18 protein-coding genes are annotated in these 18,387 nt (G+C 59.2%); 5 read left to right on the top strand and 13 right to left on the bottom strand.

Annotation, left to right across the window (positions count from 1 at the left end; genetic code table 11):
- Window position 1: 1 nt before the first annotated feature.
- The 4 genes from CLH61_RS06600 to CLH61_RS06585 form a co-directional block, all read right to left on the bottom strand.
- Window positions 2–1,513: a thymidine phosphorylase family protein gene (locus CLH61_RS06600; RefSeq protein ID WP_099614206.1), complete on the bottom strand. Its 1,512-nt coding sequence runs from the start codon at window positions 1,511–1,513 to the stop codon at window positions 2–4.
- Window positions 1,514–1,561: 48 nt separating this feature from the next.
- Complete coding sequence (locus tag CLH61_RS06595) at window positions 1,562–2,020, bottom strand: ATPase (protein WP_099613914.1); 459 nt, start codon at window positions 2,018–2,020, stop codon at window positions 1,562–1,564.
- A gap of 80 nt (window positions 2,021–2,100) precedes the next feature.
- On the bottom strand, window positions 2,101–4,509 hold the full coding sequence (locus CLH61_RS06590; protein ID WP_099614205.1) for a phosphoketolase family protein: 2,409 nt from the start codon (window positions 4,507–4,509) through the stop codon (window positions 2,101–2,103).
- 226 nt (window positions 4,510–4,735) lie between these two features.
- Complete coding sequence (locus CLH61_RS06585; protein WP_099613913.1) at window positions 4,736–5,020, bottom strand: hypothetical protein; 285 nt, start codon at window positions 5,018–5,020, stop codon at window positions 4,736–4,738.
- Between the two features lie 323 nt (window positions 5,021–5,343).
- Between CLH61_RS06585 and CLH61_RS06580 the strand changes: the two genes are divergently transcribed.
- Both CLH61_RS06580 and CLH61_RS06575 read left to right on the top strand, forming a co-directional pair.
- Window positions 5,344–5,856 (top strand): DUF411 domain-containing protein, encoded by a 513-nt coding sequence (locus CLH61_RS06580; protein ID WP_099613912.1) that lies wholly within the window; start codon window positions 5,344–5,346, stop codon window positions 5,854–5,856.
- A gap of 50 nt (window positions 5,857–5,906) precedes the next feature.
- Window positions 5,907–6,629 (top strand): cytochrome c biogenesis CcdA family protein, encoded by a 723-nt coding sequence (locus CLH61_RS06575; RefSeq protein ID WP_099613911.1) that lies wholly within the window; start codon window positions 5,907–5,909, stop codon window positions 6,627–6,629.
- Window positions 6,630–6,640: 11 nt separating this feature from the next.
- Here CLH61_RS06575 and CLH61_RS06570 read toward each other — a convergent pair whose 3' ends face one another.
- The 9 genes from CLH61_RS06570 to CLH61_RS06530 all read right to left on the bottom strand — a co-directional run bounded on the left by CLH61_RS06570 (window position 6,641) and on the right by CLH61_RS06530 (window position 15,252).
- Complete coding sequence (locus CLH61_RS06570) at window positions 6,641–6,991, bottom strand: DUF3147 family protein (RefSeq protein ID WP_099613910.1); 351 nt, start codon at window positions 6,989–6,991, stop codon at window positions 6,641–6,643.
- A 192-nt stretch (window positions 6,992–7,183) separates the two neighbouring features.
- A complete protein-coding gene (locus CLH61_RS06565; protein ID WP_099613909.1) occupies window positions 7,184–7,570 on the bottom strand; it encodes a DUF302 domain-containing protein in 387 nt (128 codons plus the stop codon).
- Window positions 7,571–7,594: 24 nt separating this feature from the next.
- Complete coding sequence (locus CLH61_RS06560; protein ID WP_099613908.1) at window positions 7,595–9,952, bottom strand: heavy metal translocating P-type ATPase; 2,358 nt, start codon at window positions 9,950–9,952, stop codon at window positions 7,595–7,597.
- Window positions 9,945–10,187 carry a hypothetical protein gene (locus CLH61_RS06555; protein ID WP_170003631.1) on the bottom strand — a complete coding sequence of 81 codons (243 nt, stop codon included), beginning with the start codon at window positions 10,185–10,187 and terminating at the stop codon, window positions 9,945–9,947. Before CLH61_RS06555 ends, CLH61_RS06560 begins: the two co-directional genes overlap by 8 nt.
- A 27-nt stretch (window positions 10,188–10,214) precedes the next feature.
- A complete protein-coding gene (locus CLH61_RS06550; RefSeq protein WP_099613907.1) occupies window positions 10,215–11,570 on the bottom strand; it encodes an APC family permease in 1,356 nt (451 codons plus the stop codon).
- 11 nt (window positions 11,571–11,581) lie between these two features.
- The gene (locus tag CLH61_RS06545; RefSeq protein ID WP_099614203.1) at window positions 11,582–11,938 is read right to left on the bottom strand and encodes a hypothetical protein; all 357 of its coding nucleotides are present in this window, start codon (window positions 11,936–11,938) and stop codon (window positions 11,582–11,584) included.
- A gap of 173 nt (window positions 11,939–12,111) precedes the next feature.
- Entirely contained in the window at window positions 12,112–12,783 is a 672-nt protein-coding gene (locus tag CLH61_RS06540; protein ID WP_099614202.1) for a copper resistance protein B, read from the bottom strand.
- A 68-nt stretch (window positions 12,784–12,851) separates the two neighbouring features.
- Entirely contained in the window at window positions 12,852–14,618 is a 1,767-nt protein-coding gene (locus CLH61_RS06535; protein WP_099613906.1) for a copper resistance system multicopper oxidase, read from the bottom strand.
- Window positions 14,619–14,694: 76 nt separating this feature from the next.
- On the bottom strand, window positions 14,695–15,252 hold the full coding sequence (locus tag CLH61_RS06530) for a cupredoxin domain-containing protein (protein ID WP_099613905.1): 558 nt from the start codon (window positions 15,250–15,252) through the stop codon (window positions 14,695–14,697).
- 202 nt (window positions 15,253–15,454) lie between these two features.
- Between CLH61_RS06530 and CLH61_RS06525 the strand changes: the two genes are divergently transcribed.
- The 3 genes from CLH61_RS06525 to CLH61_RS06515 are packed head-to-tail and all read left to right on the top strand — an operon-like array spanning window position 15,455 to window position 18,369.
- Entirely contained in the window at window positions 15,455–16,120 is a 666-nt protein-coding gene (locus CLH61_RS06525) for a response regulator transcription factor (protein ID WP_099613904.1), read from the top strand.
- Window positions 16,107–17,444 carry an ATP-binding protein gene (locus tag CLH61_RS06520; protein ID WP_099613903.1) on the top strand — a complete coding sequence of 446 codons (1,338 nt, stop codon included), beginning with the start codon at window positions 16,107–16,109 and terminating at the stop codon, window positions 17,442–17,444. Before CLH61_RS06525 ends, CLH61_RS06520 begins: the two co-directional genes overlap by 14 nt.
- A gap of 31 nt (window positions 17,445–17,475) precedes the next feature.
- A complete protein-coding gene (locus tag CLH61_RS06515; RefSeq protein WP_099613902.1) occupies window positions 17,476–18,369 on the top strand; it encodes a cation efflux transmembrane domain-containing protein in 894 nt (297 codons plus the stop codon).
- Window positions 18,370–18,387: the final 18 nt, after the last annotated feature.

Below are 18,387 nucleotides of genomic sequence, written 5' to 3'. Positions count from 1 at the left end.
ATCACCTCTCCGTCTGAAGGGAAAAAATTGGGGCCTCACCCGCTATATAGGCCAGGGCATAATCCCGTTCGCCGGTGCTTTCACTCAGCAACTCGTAGAGTGGATCCCCAACTGCTACGGTATCGCCCACGTGGGCAAATAACCGCAACCCGGCCGCAGGGCTCGCCGGTGCACCGGCGAGCTTGGCCAGGCGAGCCAGCCGGCGATTATCAACAGACAGAATGGTCCCCGGTTCGGTGGCTAATACCCGGTGCCGGACCCTGGCATTCCCCAATTGTTTCAGCCCGCCCTGCTCTTGCGTAATGCGCCGGAACTGTTCCCAGGCCCGGCCACTTTCAAGAATGTGCCGGGCCTTCTGCTGGCTGGCCTCCAGTCCGCCGTTATCCGCCATGTCGAACACATGAGCCGCCAGCAGCAACGCTCGCTCTTTAAGGTCATCCGGAGCTTCCTGCCTTCCCTGAAGCACCGCCATCACATCCCGAGCCTCCTCCACCGGCCCTATGCCCGAGCCGACCGGGCGGCTGCCATCCGTCAGAACACAGCGGACGACCAACCCGCAGGCAGCGCCCACTTCAGAAAACAGAAAGGACAGTCGGTCAGCCTCCTCACGGCTTCGGACTTTTGCGGTCGCACCCACCGGAATATCTATCACCACATGGGTTGAGCCGGCAGCAATCTTCTTCGATAGAACCGAGGCCACTAGCTGCCCTTCACCGTCCAGATCCAGTGCCCGCTCAATTCGGATCAGCAGGTCATCCGCCGGGCTGAGATTGATGGCCCCTCCCCAAGCCAGGCAAGCACCGGTGTTCCTGACGACACGCTGAATGTCTGCCAACGCCAGATTGACGGTTGTCAGAGCTTCCATCGTATCCGCCGTGCCGGCAGACGAGGTAATGGCCCGGGAAGACGTCTTGGGCATGACCAGCCCTGCCGCACTGACGATGGACACCACAAGCGGTGTGGTCCTGTTGCCGGGGAGGCCACCCGCACAGTGCTTATCGAACACCCGGGTGGTGCCCTCCCACGTCAGGTGTTCTCCGCAGTCGACCATGGCCTGGGTCAGCCCGGCAATTTCATTCAAAGCCAGCCGGCCACCGGCGCAAACGCTTAAAAAGCAGGCAATTTCAAGATCACTGTATCTATACTCGGAAATGTCGGCGACGATTCTGGTTAACTCATCCTGGCTCAGTGCGTGGCCGAACACTTTCTTTCGCATCAGACTCAATGATTCAGTAACCGGCGCGTGGTGGACTGATACCGGCTCCCCAGGCGATACGCCCAACCGCTCCATGGCAATGTTGGAAAGCCCTGCATGGCCCTCCGGAACCGCCCCGCCGTAGACCACATTGAGCGTCGCGATAATAGATTTGTTCTTTGCCGTAACGCCCACCCTGGTGCGTGCGGCCAGTCCCTCTGATCGGCACACCTCACAATCATCCCGCATGAAGATGACGGGCTCCTGATGCGTATCAATGCCGATCAGAAAGGCCTTTAGTTGGTTGGCTGAACCCATAATCCCTCGCTGCGCAAAACGGACGACGGTTTGCCAGATCAACAACTCTCAGAGATCGTCCATGCGGCCAATCTGGCGGGCCAGGCGCATGGATTCATTTTCTTCCATAGTCAGGAGCGACTCGAGCAGTTCCCGCGCTTCAGGAATCTCGGCTTTTCCGACCATGGTTTTATAGAGATCAATAATCTGGTCATGGAAATCGAAGACCTCGCGGCAGATGCCCGCAAAATCAAGCTTCGCGTATGGCTCGTCGCAGGTTCGGTGGGTTTTGATCGGGTTATGGGACAGATAATCGTAAACCCGGGTTTCCAGGGCCTTAAGGTCTCCCTGCTGTTCAAACTCAGTCACAATGCGTTCCATTTCGGACTCATGGGTTGCCAGGTAGTCCAACAGCGCCTTTGCCCGTTCCTCTTCATTCTTTGTCGCGCAATGGGACATGCAACGTGCCAGGTTGGCATGCAGATCCCGTGTCCACTCAATCAGCTCCCGAAACGTTCTGATATCCATTACCGGTTACCTCTTACACCTGGTTGACGATAAAAGGGCTAACACTCATCGCAGTCATGCCCTCGTGCAAAAAGACTTCCTCAGCCGGCCGGCGTTCCCCATTGCCATTGTGTTACTTCCGGCATATCAACACCGTGCTCGGTGATGTAATGCTGGTGCTCAATAAGCCGGTCCCGCAGCCACTGTTTGAGATAGGCTGCCCGAGCCCCCAATTGCGGAACCCGGTCGATAACGTCTGCCGCCAGATGGAAACGGTCCATGTCGTTGCGCACCACCATGTCGAAGGGCGTGGTGGTGGTGCCTTCCTCCTTATAGCCGCGCACATGGAGATTCTTATGGTTGGTGCGCCGGTAGGTCAGGCGATGGATCAGCCAGGGATACCCGTGGTAGGCAAAGATAATCGGTTTGTCGGTGGTGAACAGGGTATCGAAGTCTTTGTGAGACAGACCATGCGGGTGTTCCGCCTGATCCTGCAGGGTCATGAGATCCACTACATTGATCACCCGCACCCTGAGCCTGGGCAGGTGATGGCGCAGGATATCCACCGCCGCCAGGATCTCCAGTGTCGGCACGTCGCCGGCACACGCCATGACCACATCCGGCTCGCTGCCCTCATCGTTGCTGGCCCACTCCCAGATGCCGATACCCGCGGTACAGTGCTTGATGGCCGCGTCCATGCCGAGCCACTGTGGCTCGGGCTGCTTGCCGGCCACGATGACATTCACGAAGTTGCGCGAGCGCAGGCAGTTGTCGGTTACGCACAGCAGCGTGTTGGCATCAGGCGGCAGGTAGACGCGAATAACGTCGGCTTTCTTGTTCACCACATGGTCTATAAAACCGGGGTCCTGGTGCGAAAAACCGTTGTGGTCCTGGCGCCAGACGTGGGAAGTCAGCAGATAATTGAGTGAGGCAATGGGGCGACGCCAGGGGACCTCTTTACCGGCAACCTTAAGCCACTTGGCATGCTGGTTGAACATGGAGTCGATGATGTGAATAAAAGCCTCATAGCAGGAAAATAGCCCGTGCCTGCCGGTCAGCAGATACCCCTCCAGCCAGCCCTGGCAGGTGTGTTCGGAGAGGATCTCCATGACCCGGCCGTCCGGCGCCAGGTGATCGTCTCCCGGGAGGGTTTCGGCCATCCAGGCGCGGTCCGTCTCCTCGAACAGCGCGCCAAGGCGGTTGGAGTTGGTCTCATCCGGACCCATCACACGGAAGCTGCGCGTCTCGTTATTCAGTTGCATCACGTCGCGCAGGTAGGTACCCATAACCCGGGTCGATTCCGCCTGCTCCGCGCCGGGGCTGGTGACTGCAACAGCAAATTCGCGAAAGTCGGGCAGTTGCAGATCCCTGAGCAGCAGCCCGCCGTTGGCGTGCGGGTTGGCGCCCATGCGCCGTTCACCTTTCGGTGCCAGAGCTGCCAGCTCCGGTTTCAGGGCCCCGTTCGGCTCGAACAGTTCTCCAGGGCGGTAACTTTTCATCCAGTCTTCAAGCAGCTTCAGGTGCTCAGGCTTGCTCGCCATCGCTGAGAAAGGTACCTGGTGCGAGCGCCAGGTACCTTCACTCTTCAGGCCATCCACTTCTTTCGGGCCGGTCCAGCCCTTTGGGGTTCGGAGGACAATCATTGGCCATCGCGGGCGCCCGGCGGCGCCCCTGGTGCGGGCTTCGTGCTGGATTTCCCTGATCTCGGCCATGACCGTATCCAGGGTCGCCGCCATACGCTGGTGCACCCGCGCGGGCTCATCGCCTTCAACGAAATAGGGCCGGTAGCCGTAGCCGATGAACAGGCTCTCCAGCTCATCACGGGGAATGCGCGCCAGCACGGTGGGGTTGGCGATCTTGTAGCCGTTCAGGTGCAGTATCGGCAGTACCGCGCCGTCCTGGGCAGGATTGAGAAACTTGTTGGAGTGCCAGGCGGTAGCGAGTGGGCCCGTTTCGGCTTCGCCGTCACCGACCACACACGCCGCAATGAGCTCCGGATTGTCGAATACCGCGCCGAAGGCATGGGACAGGGAGTAACCGAGCTCGCCCCCTTCGTGGATGGAGCCCGGGGTTTCGGGCGCCACGTGGCTTGGTATGCCACCGGGAAACGAGAACTGCCTGAACAAACGCTGCATGCCCGCTGCGTTCTGCGGAATGTTCGGATAAAGCTCGCTGTAGCTGCCTTCCAGCCAGGTATTGGCAACCAGGCCCGGCCCTCCATGTCCGGGGCCAGTGATGTATATGATATTCAGATCCTGCGCTCGGATGATCCGGTTCAGGTGTACGTAGATGAAGTTAAGCCCCGGGGTGGTTCCCCAGTGTCCCAGCAGTCGCGCCTTGACGTGCTCCAGAGTCAGTGGCTCGGTGAGTAGCGGATTGTCGCGCAGGTAGATCTGCCCCACCGAGAGGTAGTTGGCGGCCCGCCAGTAGGCGTCCATTCTGTGGAGTTCATCCGGCGTCAACGGGCCAGGTTCGGCATTGCTTTTTTCCGCTTGCACCGACTTTTTCAAGATCAGATCCTCCACAAAAATCCAGCCTGCTTGTGCTTCAGATCAGGACCGCACCCGGATAGCGTAGGAACACGCCAGCAAAGCAAAGCACAGCCACCTGAATTCAAGCTGAATTATTTGAGCGAATCAGACCGCACGTTGATCTCAATCAAACCCGTAATCACCCAACAAAAAATAACAGTGCCGTCGCTTGACGTATGACCTGATCAAAGGTTTTATAATCACCTCAACGATCAAAGTTGCTGCTCTGCTTGCCGCTCTCCCCGCGTTCAAAAAGCATCTGAACCAGAGTATAGGTCAGGGCGGCGATAACCGTTCGACACACGGAAACCAACATGCCGTCTCGCCAACTCCTCGCAGCATTGTTAAGCGTTTTGCTGTTGATCGGCGGCCCGACCCAGGGGCTTGCCGCGGTAGCCAATGCCAACGCGACGAACACGAGCCTCAACGCTACCGGCTGCAACGGAATGGCCAAGGTTGGCAACGCCGGCATGAACCATTCCTCGAGCATGAATCCGTCCGGAGTGTCGGTACAGTGCGATACCCCCGAGCAACAGAATTGTCACCTGGCGACCCCTCATTGCGCCTCCGCGTCTGTTTACGGCATGGCCACCGGAACATCCGTGCCCCCTGTTCAATCCGCCGCCCGCGTTAATGCCACAGCGGTCCGAGCGGTGTACCACAGCCCCGTTTCCGACGTCCTGACCCCCCCTCCTGAAGCCTTCTCCTGATCCTGACGCAGCTTCATTGTCGGGCGATATCGCCCGGGAAACCCGAATCACATTGTTAACAGGCAAAGCCGTCATAAATGGGCATGCCTGTCAGGAGATCACCATGAAGACCCAAAAACTTGCCCTTTATACTGGCGTCGCTGCCATTGTTCTTGCCGCCGGCGCCACCACGCTGGCAATCCAGGCCAACGAATCCTCCGAACCATCAACCCCTCTGGCCTCTGCTGGCGAAACTGGCCCCGCGATCACCATCTATAAGAGCCCAAGCTGCGGCTGCTGTCAGGGCTGGGTTGAGCACCTTGAGACCAACGGCTTTGAGACCCGCGTTATCGATACCGACAACGTCGGTGCTATCAAGCAGACCCATGGCGTACCGGGAGAGCTGGCTTCCTGCCACACCGCGTTGATTGATGATGTGGTAATCGAGGGTCATGTGCCGGCTGGCGATATCCTCGCTTACCTGGAAAACCCCCAGTTCAATACCCTCGGGCTTTCAGTGCCGGGCATGGTCCAGGGCAGCCCCGGCATGGAAACCGGCCGGAAGGACGACTACCAGGTGATTGCCTTCCGAGCCAACGGGCAGCAGAGCGTGTTCAGCGAGCACAAAGATTACTGAGGCCGTTCCCGGCTGCCGGCCGGGAATACCACTGATTCGGGAGTTCCTGAATGCCAGATCTTGCAACCTGGGGCATCCTGGCCGCCTTCCTTGGCGGCCTGGTGTCTTTCTTCTCACCCTGCACTCTGCCACTGGTCCCGGGCTACCTGTCTGTCGTTACCGGCGGCGCAGTAACCGAGGCGTCGAATCGGCTGAAAGCCTTGTGGCTGAGTGTCTGCTTTGTGCTCGGCTTCAGCCTGGTGTTTGTTGCCCTGGGCGCCAGCGCCAGTCTTCTGGGGCAGTGGCTGATGGCCTACCGGCAGGAAGCCAATCTGGTGGCCGGGTTGCTGATTGTGCTCATGGGCCTGTTCATGCTGGGTTGGTGGAGCATGCCGGCCCTGCAACGGGACTGGCGCCTGGGGCATACGCTGGAAGGCGGGCGGCCCACGGCAGCATTCGTGCTGGGCGTGGCGTTCGCCATCGGCTGGACGCCCTGCATCGGCCCCATACTCGGCGCCATACTGGCCCTTAGCTCAACCCATGCCAACGCGGAAACGGGCATGCTGTACCTTGCAGTGTATTCGCTGGGACTGGCGCTGCCATTCCTTGGAACCGCGCTGTTCATCGAGCACTTTCGCGAGCGGATGCGAGGGTTCAGTCGCTGGAGCAGACCACTGAGGGCAGTGGCAGGTCTGGTGCTGGTGATCATGGGCGTAATGGTGATCACCGGGCAAATGACACGGTTTGCATCGTGGATGCTATCGACCTTTCCAGTGTTGGGCAGCCTTGGCTAAAACACGCGGAATTACAGAAGAAAGATACCAAACCGCTTTACCACGGCCGCCAGTGCCGCAAAGCAGGCGATGGTGATGACAGCACTGATCACGAGGGAAACCCAGAAGCCAAACCTCGGCAGAAGGAACGGGAAAGCCAGAAACATTGGCAGGGTCGGCAGCACGTACCAGAACGTATACCAGGCATGATTGCTGATTTTCTCTGCGGGCTGCTGCTCAGCGTAAAGCCAGATCATGGCCAGCACTGTCACCATGGGTAAGGCAGCAATCAGCGCGCCCAGTTTGTCGCTGCGTTTCGCGATTTCAGATACCAGCACCACCAATGCAGCAGTAATCGCATACTTGGTAATAAGCCATGCCATTCAATCGTCCTCTGGCTAGTGTCCCGTCTGGTTAAATCGCTGATCTAATGAGCCAGACGGGAGACCAGGGAACATCTATTCGTTTTAATTCCGGAAAAACCGCACGGGAATGGTATTCTCTCTTCACCAACGATTCCAACACCCTCTTGCGGCTTAACGCACGCGCAGAGGCAGGGCGCCCGAGGCCATCGGTCAGATCGCCTCGACAACCTCAGACAGCATGTCTCTGACTTTCCCGGCAACCTGCTTGAGCTCGTCATTATCAATGGCCGTCATGGACGCCACAGGATCAACGGCACTGACCTCCACGCCGTCCGAAACTTCCCTGAGAATCACGTTGCACGGCAGCATGGCACCGACGCGGGGCTCCACGCCAATAGCTTCCCAGGCCATACCGGGATTACAGGCCCCCAGAATCCGGTAGGCAGACATGTCCTTGTCGAGCTTTTTCTTCATGGTGGCTTTGACGTCGATCTCGGTCAGCACGCCGAAGCCGTGGTCCCCCAGGGCCTGCCGCGCTCTCTGGTCCACATCCTCAAAATCGACATTCTTGATGAGACGGTTGATCGTGTATGACATGGTTATCTCCTGTGAGAGAAAAGTTCAGTGGCCCGGTCCCAGACTGACCACTCGCAAACGCAGTGCGTTGACAATCACGCTGACCGAAGACAGCGACATGGCCGCCGCCGCGAAAATCGGGGACAGCAGGATGCCCGCAAACGGATACAACACCCCGGCGGCGATCGGGACGCCGGCAGAGTTGTAGATAAAGGCAAAAAACAGGTTCTGCCGGATGTTGCGCATGGTCGCCAGAGACAGCCGGCGGGCTTCCACAATGCCCATCAGGTCTCCCCGGAGCAGTGTAATACCGGCGCTTTCGATCGCGACATCCGTACCTGTGCCCATGGCCACACCCACATCCGCCGTTGCCAATGCGGGTGCGTCGTTTACGCCATCGCCGGCCATGACCACAATACGGCCCTCATCTTTCAGGCGCTGAACGATCTTGCCCTTGTCCTCCGGCAGGACTTCCGCCTCCACTTCGTCAATGTGCAGTTTGCGGGCAACGGCCTCAGCCGATGTTCGGTTATCGCCGGTCAGCATGACGACACGGATGCCATCCTTCTGTAGTGCCGTTATGGCCGCTTCGGTGGTTTCTTTCACCGGATCGGCAATGGCAAGCAACCCGCAAACCTTTCCGTCAACGGCTGCGAAAATCACCGTGGCCCCATCCCTGCGGAGCTGGTCGGCTTCAGACTCAAAATCCGAGGTATCGACGCCTTCGGATTCCATCAACAGCCGGTTGCCAATCAGTACCTGCTGCCCATCGATCTTTCCGGTCACGCCTTTGCCATTCGGGGAGTCGAAACCCTCAGCCTCTGGCAGCGTCAGGTCCATGGCCCCGGCTTTGTCGAGAATGGCATGGGCCAGCGGGTGCTCACTGCCCTTTTCCAGGCCGCCGGCAAACCGCATGAGTTCTTCCTCGCTGAATCCCTCGGCAGGAACCAGCTTTGTGACCTGAGGTTTGCCTTCTGTCAGTGTGCCGGTTTTGTCCACCACAACCGTATCCACCTTTTCCATGCGCTCCAGAGCTTCCGCGTCCCGTATCAGCACACCACTCTGGGCACCCCGGCCGACGCCGACCATGATCGACATGGGCGTGGCCAGCCCCAGGGCACAGGGGCAGGCGATGATCAACACGCTCACAGCGGCAATCAGCCCGAAGGCCATGGGCGGCGTGGGCCCGAAGACGGACCAGACGATAAAGGCGATAATGGCGATCAGGATCACGGCCGGCACAAAATAGCCCGCGACCTTGTCGGCCAGGCCCTGAATGGGCGCGCGGCTGCGCTGGGCGCTCGCCACCATCTGCACAATCTGTGACAGCATGGTGTCCCGGCCAACCTTGTCGGCCCGCATGATAAAGCTGCCCTGCTGGTTGATGCTGCCGCCAATCACCTGATCTCCCGATTTCTTGCTGACCGCCAAAGGCTCACCAGTGACCATGGATTCGTCCACATTGGAGCTGCCCTCAAGCACCTCTCCGTCCAGTGGCACCTTGTCTCCGGGCCGAACCCGAAGGCGGTCGCCAACCTTGACCTGATCAAGCGACACATCGGACTCACCGCCCGCATCGTCCAGTTTCCTGGCGGTTGCCGGCGCCAGATCCAGCAAGGCCTTGATGGCACCCGAGGTTTTTTCCCGGGCCCGGAGTTCCAGCACCTGCCCCAGTAAGACCAGCACCACAATGACCGCCGCGGCCTCGAAATAGACGGCAACCGAGCCATCCTCCTGCCGAAAGGCTGCCGGGAAAACCTGAGGGGCAAGGGTCGCCACCAGGCTATATATCAACGCCACGCCGGTACCGATGGCAATCAACGTGAACATGTTCAGGTTGCGACTGACCACGGACTTCCAGCCCCGGACAAAGAACGGCCAGCCACACCACATAACAACCGGTGTTGCCAGCACCAACTGGATCCAGTTGGATATCTGAGGGGCGACAATGTGATCAAGCCCGGTCAGGTGCCCGCCCATTTCAAGCACCAGCACCGGCAGAGTCAGAACCAGTCCAATCCAGAACCGGCGGGTCATGTCCGTAAGCTCTGTGGATGGCCCATCATCCAGGCTCACCTGCTCGGGCTCCAGAGCCATACCACAGATGGGGCAGTCTCCCGGTCCCTGCTGGCGAATTTCGGGATGCATCGGGCAGGTGTAGATGGTGCCCGGCGGCACGGCCTCTTCCTGTTGCGGTTGCCCGCCGAGGTATTGTTCGGGGTCCTCGTCGAATTTCGACTGGCAGCGTGACGAGCAAAAATACCAGGTTTTTCCACCGTGCTGACTTCGATGCTCGGCCGTGTGGGGGTCTACGGACATTCCGCAAACCGGGTCCTTGGCGAGGTGCTCTCCACTTTCCCCTTCACCGTGGTGGGCATGGTGAGCGTGCTGGTGCTCAGGCATCCGGCCCCCCTTGTTTATCCGCGGGCCATTCAGAAAACGCAAGAAAATAAAGCAGGAAAAGATTAACCACTGGAATCAGTATCAGAATGCCCATCCAGCCCGGATATCCCGTGCGCTGGCAAATACGCCAGGCCGGTATGACGACCACAATGCCGATCACCAGCATCCACAACCAGTGTCCGGCCCACATCGTGTTATAAAACATGGTATTACCAAACGCTCCATTTCCCATCATGGTACTGCTCTCCAGGTCGATAACCTATTAATGGTGATGATGCACCTGAGTTCCCTCATGCCCGGATTCCCGGGTGCGCGCAGTTCTGGTCAGGAACAGCTGCTCGACAATGGCAATCACGGCCATCGTTGCCACGGCCACACCGATAACAAAAGGATCGGTGTTCAGTTTCACCCAGACAAAACCACCAAGTGCCAGCATATCCAGAATGATCGCCGTCGCCGGCACCCAGACGCTTGCCTTCACATCTGCCCGCAGATACCGAAGCACGCCCCAGTGAATGGCAATATCCATGACCAGGTAGAAGACGATCCCCAAAGCCGCAATGCGGGAAAGATCAAAAAAGGCCGTGAGGGTCAGCCCCAGGACCACAGTGTAGACCAGCGTGTGCTTCTGGATGGTTCCCGGCATGCCGAAATGACTGTGGGGCACCAGCTTCATCTCCGTCAGCATGGCCAACATGCGCGAGACAGCGAAGATACTGGCCAGAATGCCACCGGCGGTGGCCATCATGGCGATGGCAACCGTGAACCAGACACCATAATCCCCCAGTGCCGGGCGTGCGGCTGCAGCAAGGGAGTAGTCCCGGGTCTCAATGATTTCAGCCAGTGAAAGATTGCTGGCAACGGCAAAGCCAACCAGGGTGTAGATCACCACACAGGCTGCAATGGAAATAACGATAGCGCGCCCCACGTTCCGGTGCGGATCCTTCACCTCGGAGCCACTGTTGGTGATGGTGGTGAAACCCTTGAAGGCCAGTATCCCGAGCGCGGTGGCACCCAGGAAATTACCAGCGGTTCCCGCTTCTCCCGGTGTGGAGAAATCAACCGATATGCTGTCGGCGATCCAGACACCCACCAGCCCGAAAACCAGTATCCCCCCTATTTTCAGAATGCCGATGAAGGAGGCCACTCCCTGGATCATCCGGTTACCCAGCAGGTTGATCAGAAAAGCCCCCAGGATCAGCGATACGCCGAGAATGGGTACCATGCGTCCGCTTTCGTCGCCGCCGAACAACTGCATGGTGTAGGAACCGAAAGTACGCGCCAGAAAACTCTGGGCAATCACCATCGAGAAATACATCAGCAAGGCGTTGAACGCAGTTGGCAAGCGGTTCCCGTAGGCTTTGTGCAGATACATACCAATGCCTCCGGCGGATGGCCAGGCATTGGAGATCTTGATATAGGAGTACGCGCTGAAGGCCACGATGACCGCAGCCGCCAGAAAGGCCAGCGGAAACAGCACACCCGTCATCTGGGCCATCTGGCCGGTCAGTGCGAAGATACCGGCGCCAATCATGACGCCGGTTCCCAGCATCACGGTTCCGGGAAGCGTCAGACTTCCTTCCTGATAATGGGTGGTTCTGTCCTGCTCACTGCCCATTCAACCTCCTGTCACTTTCGTTTCATTGGCGGAATCTTCGAACAACAGAATGGCTCGTGATTGGCATTGGCCCGGACGTTGTCATCGGTAAACCGGTACCAGGCCAGTTTCCTGCGCGTCCACCAGCCTCCGGGAAGCCTCCCGTCATAGCCTGCAACCAGATCGAGCAACTCATCGATGGACCAATGACTTCCATCATAGGTCACGAATAGACGGTTGCCCGGCTTGCGCTCGGCGAAGTCCACGCAGGGGTGGTGATTCAGTTCGTGAATGAAATCCTCCCACTGACTCTCACCCAGCCCCTCAACGGGCAATTTCCTGTGGAGAAGAAAGGGTTCCTGACTGGTTGCTTTGTGAGCTTTGGTCATGGCATTCACCTCCCAACCTGCTTGCTTTGACCTCATCACAACATCCGAAGCTGAATTGCGGCTGAAAATCAGCTGCCTCAACCGCCCCCGGTTGATCCACATCAACTTGTCAGCAACAAAAACGGGCCGAGGGGGGTACCCTCGGCCCGTTAGCTGGAGCGTCAGAGGCGGACTCAGAACGAGACTCTGGCTCCGATAACGGCGAACCAGTCCTCGGTGCCTCCCCCTTCTGCTTCCGCAAAGTCGGCGGTGTCGCCATATTTGCGTTCGTGGACCACGCCCAGGTAGGGCGAGAAGGACCGGTCAACCAGGTCATAGCTCAACCGGAGCCCGGTTTCTGTAGAAACCAGCCCCTTGCCCACACCAATTTCCCGGTCTTCACTGAAAGCAACAGTGGCATCCAGTGCAGCAGACAGGATCAGGTGATTGGTGAACAGCAGCTCGTACTCGGCATCAAACTCCGCCGAAGTATCGCCTTCGTCACTGACATACAGGCTGGCATCCACCTCGAACCAGTGCGGAGCCAGGCCGGTCAGCCCCAACACCCCATAGGTACGGTCCGGGCCCTCGGGCGTGTCGAAGCGCACGCCGGCCTTGGCGTCGAAGAAGCTGGACACCGGCGTCTGCAGGAGCAACTGGTTTTCCAGCTTCTCATAGGCCTCTTCTTCGATCGCGTACTCACCTTTAGTCAGCCAGCGGAACTTGAGTTCATCAGTGCCGTAGAAGGCATCGCCGTTCCAGACCCCCAGTTCCTCGTCATCGTCACTGTAACGATATTCCAGTTCCTCGAACTGGACACCCCAGAGGCTCAGCGCGTCCTTCCGGCCGGACTGGTCCTGCGGCATATCACTGCCCAGCACGGGCAACGATGGCAACGTCAATGCCAGTGCAAGCGCAGACAGGGTCAAAGTCCTCATGCATCACCTCCGTCATTCGCAACTTCAACGCCGGCGGTGTTGCCCTGGTCCGGACCACCCTCGACCACGACCTTACGGAACATGCCGGAGGCGGCATGGTAGGACAGGTGGCAATGGAAAGCCCACTGGCCCGGCGCGTCCACCTCGGTTTCCATATAGACCGTAGTGCCCGGTTGAACGCTGACGGTGTGTTTAACCGGGTTCCACTCCCCGGCCCCCACATCGAGGATCGACCACATGCCATGCAGATGCATCGGATGCGTCATCATGGTTTCGTTAACAAACTTGAACCGGACGCGCTCGCCGTATTGCAGCTTCAATGGTTCCGCGTCCTCATACTTGACGCCGTCAATACTCCAGGTATACCGCTCCATGTTGCCGGTCAGGCGCAGTTCGATTTCACGGGTGGGCTCCCGCTCCTCGTACAGTGGCTTCTGGGCCCGCAAATCCGAGTACGAGAGGAACTTGCCACCATTCGCCGCCACCGGCACCAGGCCGCTACCCTCCGCGTAGAAGGGATCGCTGGCACCACCTTCGGCCATGATCATGGCACCGTGATCCATGCCCGAGTGGTCCATTCCGGCCATCGAAGTGCCAGCGTCAGCGGCCATGCCGGAGCTGCCATTCATACTGGCCTGTTCCATTGAACCCTGGCTCATGTTGCCATGGTCCATGTCTTCCGCACCGTCGCGGGTCGCCATATCGCCATCGGCCATACCATGCATGCCCCCCATATCGGCCATGGTCAGCAATGGCGCCTCTCTCAGTTCGGGCACGGGCCCTTGCATGCCTTCCTCAGGCGCCAGGGTTGCCCGGGCATAGCCCGATCGGCCCATGGATTCGGCGAAGATGGTGTAGGCCTCGGCGGTCTTCGGCCGGACAATCACATCGTAGGTTTCCGCCACACCGATGCGGAACTCGTCCACAGTGACCGGCTGTACGTTATTGCCGTCGGCCTGCACCACGGTCATCTCCAGGCCCGGAATCCGGATATCGAAGTACGCCATGGCGGAGGAATTGATGAACCGGAGTCGGATGCGCTCGCCCGGCTCGAACAGGCCGGTCCAGTTCTGTTCGGGCCCCTTGCCATTGATCAGGCCGGTAAAGCCCTGAACATCTTCCACGTCGGCTTTCATCATGCGCATGTCGCCCCAGGCCAGACGGTCCTGCAGGGTGGTCACGAAACCGTGCTTCGAGATATCGGCAAAGAAATCCCCCACGGTCTGCTGCTGACGGTTGTAATAGTCCGGCATCATCTTCAGATTACGCATGACCCGGTTACCATCGTGCGGGTGTTTGTCGGTGAGCTGGACCACATACTCCCGGTCGTACCGGAACGGCTCCCGCCCCTCGGGTTCGATCACAATCGCACCATAGGCACCGTTGGGTTCCTGAAAGCCCGAATGACTGTGAAACCAGTAGGTGCCGCTTTGCACGATGGGGAACTCGTAGGTGAAGGTCTCACCGGGCTTGATACCGTCAAAGCTGATGCCCGGAACCCCGTCCTGTTCGAACGGCAGGATCAGTCCGTGCCAGTGAATGGAGGTCGGCTCATCGAGGTTATTGGTGACATTGATCGTTACCGTCTCCCCCTCCTTGAACCTGAGCACCGGTCCGGGCGAGGCACCGTTGTAGCCGATGCCTTCTTTCACAAAATCGCCGGTATCGATCATCACGCGGTCCACGGTGATGTTGTATTCACCGGCAGCCGACAGCGCCGGCATGAGGAGCCCGAGGGCCCCTGCCATAAGGGCGTTCTTCATGTGTTGGTTACTCCTGGAATACTGCTTCGGGAGCACCGGGAAAGTGGCACTCCCTTCTTACCGTCTCCGGGCGGGATCAGTCTGCGCTGGCCTGGCTGTCGGCCGCAGAATCAAAGTTCACATCGCCGTACATCCCGGACTGGTAGTGGCCGGGAATATTGCAGGCGAATTCCATGTTGGCCTTGGTGTTAAAGGTCCAGACGATTTCCTTCTTCTCACCCGGCTCCAGCAACACGCTGTTGGGATCATCGTGTTTCATGGAATGGCCATTGCCCATGTCCATTTCCATCAGCTTGCGATTGAGGGTGCCCCCCTGGATGACCCCGTGCTCGACCATCATCTTCATTTCGTCCTGATGGGCCTCGTGCATCTCGGGGGTACCGAGATTGAACTCGTGCACCAGCCTGCCCTTGTTCTCGATCACGAAGCGCACGGTCTCGCCGCGGGCCACCTCAATGGTTTCCGGCTCATAGTAGTTATCGTGCATTTCCACCTGGATGGTGCGGGAAACATCACCCGCTTTACCGGGCTCACCAATGCCGTTGCCGTGACCACCGCCGTGGCCGCCTGCGGCGAACGCGGTCGCGGTCAACGACATGGCCGCAGCGGCAACAAAATTTTTTGATGCATTCATGCCATCTTCTCCTGTGAAATACTGTGCGTTGGAATGCGGGTCGGCTCGCTCTGAAACTTGAGCAATACCAAGAAACGGTTGATACCATCTCGCACAAACCTGAATTCTTTCTGAAAATGACCAACAATTTAGAGTTCAGGCTGAATTCAGGTAAGTCAGTGACACTGACGCGGCCGACAAGACACCGATAAGGAACAGAGTCATGCGCTTACTGCTTGTCGAAGACGACCGATTGCTGGCCGATGGCCTGGCGCGACAGCTTGAAAAAGCGGGCTTCAGTGTGGATACCACTGCCACGGCCAGGGAGGCTGTCGTGCTGGGAGAACAGGAGGATTACCGCGCCGCGGTGCTGGACCTTGGCTTACCGGACGGAAACGGCCTGGAGGTATTGAGGAAATGGCGGGCGCACCAGGTCGATCTGCCGGTTCTGATTCTGACCGCCAGGGGCGACTGGCAGGACAAGGTGAACGGCCTGAAAGCCGGGGCGGACGATTACCTTGCCAAGCCCTTCCAGACCGAAGAGCTGATCGCCCGCCTCAACGCCATTGTCCGGCGCAGTGAAGGCCGGGTTCACTCGGTGGTGAAAGCGGGCCGGTTCGAGCTGGATGAGAATCGCCAGTGCCTGAAACTGGCCGATGGCACCGAGCATACCCTGACCGGCACCGAGTTCCGCCTGCTCCGCTGCCTGATGAGCCGCCCCCGCCATGTGTTTTCCAAGGAACAGTTGATGGAGCAGCTATACAACCTCAACGACAACCCGAGCGAGAATGTGATCGAGGCTTACATCCGGCGTCTGAGGAAACTGGTGGGCCCGGACACCATCGCAACACGGCGGGGCCAGGGTTATCTGTTCAATGACATTGTTTAAGAAGCCGGTGTCCGTGAAGGGCACCCTGCTCGTCCTGCTGTTACCGGCCGGCATCGGCCTGATGGCTCTGGCCTGGCTGGTTCACGGTCTGTTGCTGGACCGGATGGCAAGGGAATTTGTTGAAAGCCGGCTAAAGGACGAGGTGGCGTTCCTCGAGCACCAGATCCGGGAATCCGGCGGTCGCATCGACACACTCCAGACCGGCGACTATTTCCAGGAAGTCTTTCACCATGCCTTTGTCATCCACTCTCCCGACCGCACCCTCATCTCCCCGGAATCCTGGTCGCCCCTACTGATGTCACTGCTCGAGTCCGGGCCAGACGGCGCCACCCAGGTCGCAAGCAAAGGGAATGCCGACACTCCCTACAGTATCCTGGCCTACAGAAAGTCGTTCCGGGTTGGCGACACCCCCATTGTGGTGATTGTCTCCGAGGATCTGGGCGCCCTGAAAAGCAGCCAGGCCGAGCTGCATGCGTGGACCGCCATCGTCTCCATTCTTCTGATTGTGCTGCTCGTTGCGGTGATCTGGCTGGGCATCACCCTGTCCATGCGGCCCGTGGTGACCCTGAAGGCTGCCCTGAAGAGACTGCAGGATGGCGAAATCTCCCGTATTGCCGTTCAGGCCCCGGAAGAGTTCCGCCCCCTCGTGCAACAGCTCAACCAGTTGCTGGACTCGCTGGACCAACGCCTTGAACGCTCCCGGGACGCCCTGGCCAACCTGTCCCACAGTGTCAAAACCCCCATAGCAGCAACCCGGCAGATACTGGAAGATACCAGCCGCCCGCTGGACGCCCCCCTCAGGCACGAAATGGCATCCCGACTCGGGGATATCGACAAACAGCTTGAAGCGGAAATGCGCCGAAGCCGGTTTGCCGGCCCTCAGGTTGGGAAAAGCGCCTACCCGGTCAAGCAGGCGCGAGACCTGCTCTGGATGCTGGGCCGGCTGTACCCGGAAAAGTCGTTCGAATTATCCTCCGAAATGATGGAGGAGCAGCGGTGGCCGCTGGAGGAACACGATCTGAACGAAGTGCTCGGCAATCTGCTGGACAATGCCGGTAAGTGGTCGGAGAAAACCGTCGAACTGTCGTTACTGGAGGAGGATGACCGTATGATAATACGGGTCGAGGACGACGGGCCCGGCGTCCCCCCCGAGTCCTTGTCTTCCCTGGGTGTCCGCGGCCTTCGACTGGACCAACAGACCCCGGGCCACGGGCTTGGCCTGGCCATCGTCAGGGAAATCACCGAACGTTACGGTGGTACACTCACCTTTGATACAGGTGCTCAGGGCGGCCTTCGTGCCCTGGTCGATATTCCCTGGACGTGAACCCGAAAAAGTGGATGGGGCAATTCGGTTTATGAATGAAGCCAGAAGTGGTGAATGCGGTTGTCAGTCAGGTGATCCCGGGAGCCAAGCACCGGCGGCGCCCGTAACGTCCGGTGAATGGGTCAGCCTGTACCGAATTCCGAAAATGGACTGCCCATCGGAAGAACGGATGATTCGCATGGCGCTGGACGGCTGTGCGCAGATCGGCGGCCTGTCATTTGACCTGGAAAACCGCCAGCTCCGGGTGCTTCATGACGGCGAAGCCCAACCTGTGACCGACAAGCTGCTGCCCCTGGGGCTGGGGGCAACCCTGCAGGAAACTCGCCCGGCGGACCCGGATGCCATCGAAGCTGCCACAGCAGCGGCGACTCGTGCCGGCGAGGAAGCCGGCACCCTGAAGATCCTGCTGGCCATCAACGCGGTGATGTTTGTGCTGGAGCTGACCACCGGGGTCATCGCCCAGTCCACCGCCCTGGTTGCCGATTCCCTCGACATGTTCGCCGACGCTGCCGTCTATGGCCTGTCGCTGTATGCCGTTGCGCATAGCATCCAGATGCAAGTGCGCGCAGCCCATGTTGCCGGCGTTCTGCAACTGATCCTGGCACTCGGGGTACTGCTGGAGGTGGGTCGACGTTTCCTGCTTGGCAGCGAGCCGGAATCGGCGCTTATGATGGTGATGGCCCTGATTGCCCTGGTGGCCAACAGTACCTGTCTGGTCCTGATCTCCAGGCACCGGCATGGTGGCGCCCACATGAAAGCCAGCTGGATATTCTCCGCCAACGACGTGATCATCAATCTCGGGGTCATCGTTGCCGGCGCACTGGTGGCCTGGACCGGCTCCAACTATCCCGACCTCATGGTCGGCACCATTGTCGGGCTGATCGTACTGAACGGCGCCCGACGCATACTCGCACTCAAGGCCTGAGGGAGCCGAGGCCCGGGC

It is taken from the genome of Marinobacter profundi (genome assembly GCF_002744715.1).
Taxonomy (GTDB): Bacteria; Pseudomonadota; Gammaproteobacteria; order Pseudomonadales; family Oleiphilaceae; genus Marinobacter; species Marinobacter profundi.
This window is presented reverse-complemented; position numbering and strand designations above follow the sequence as displayed.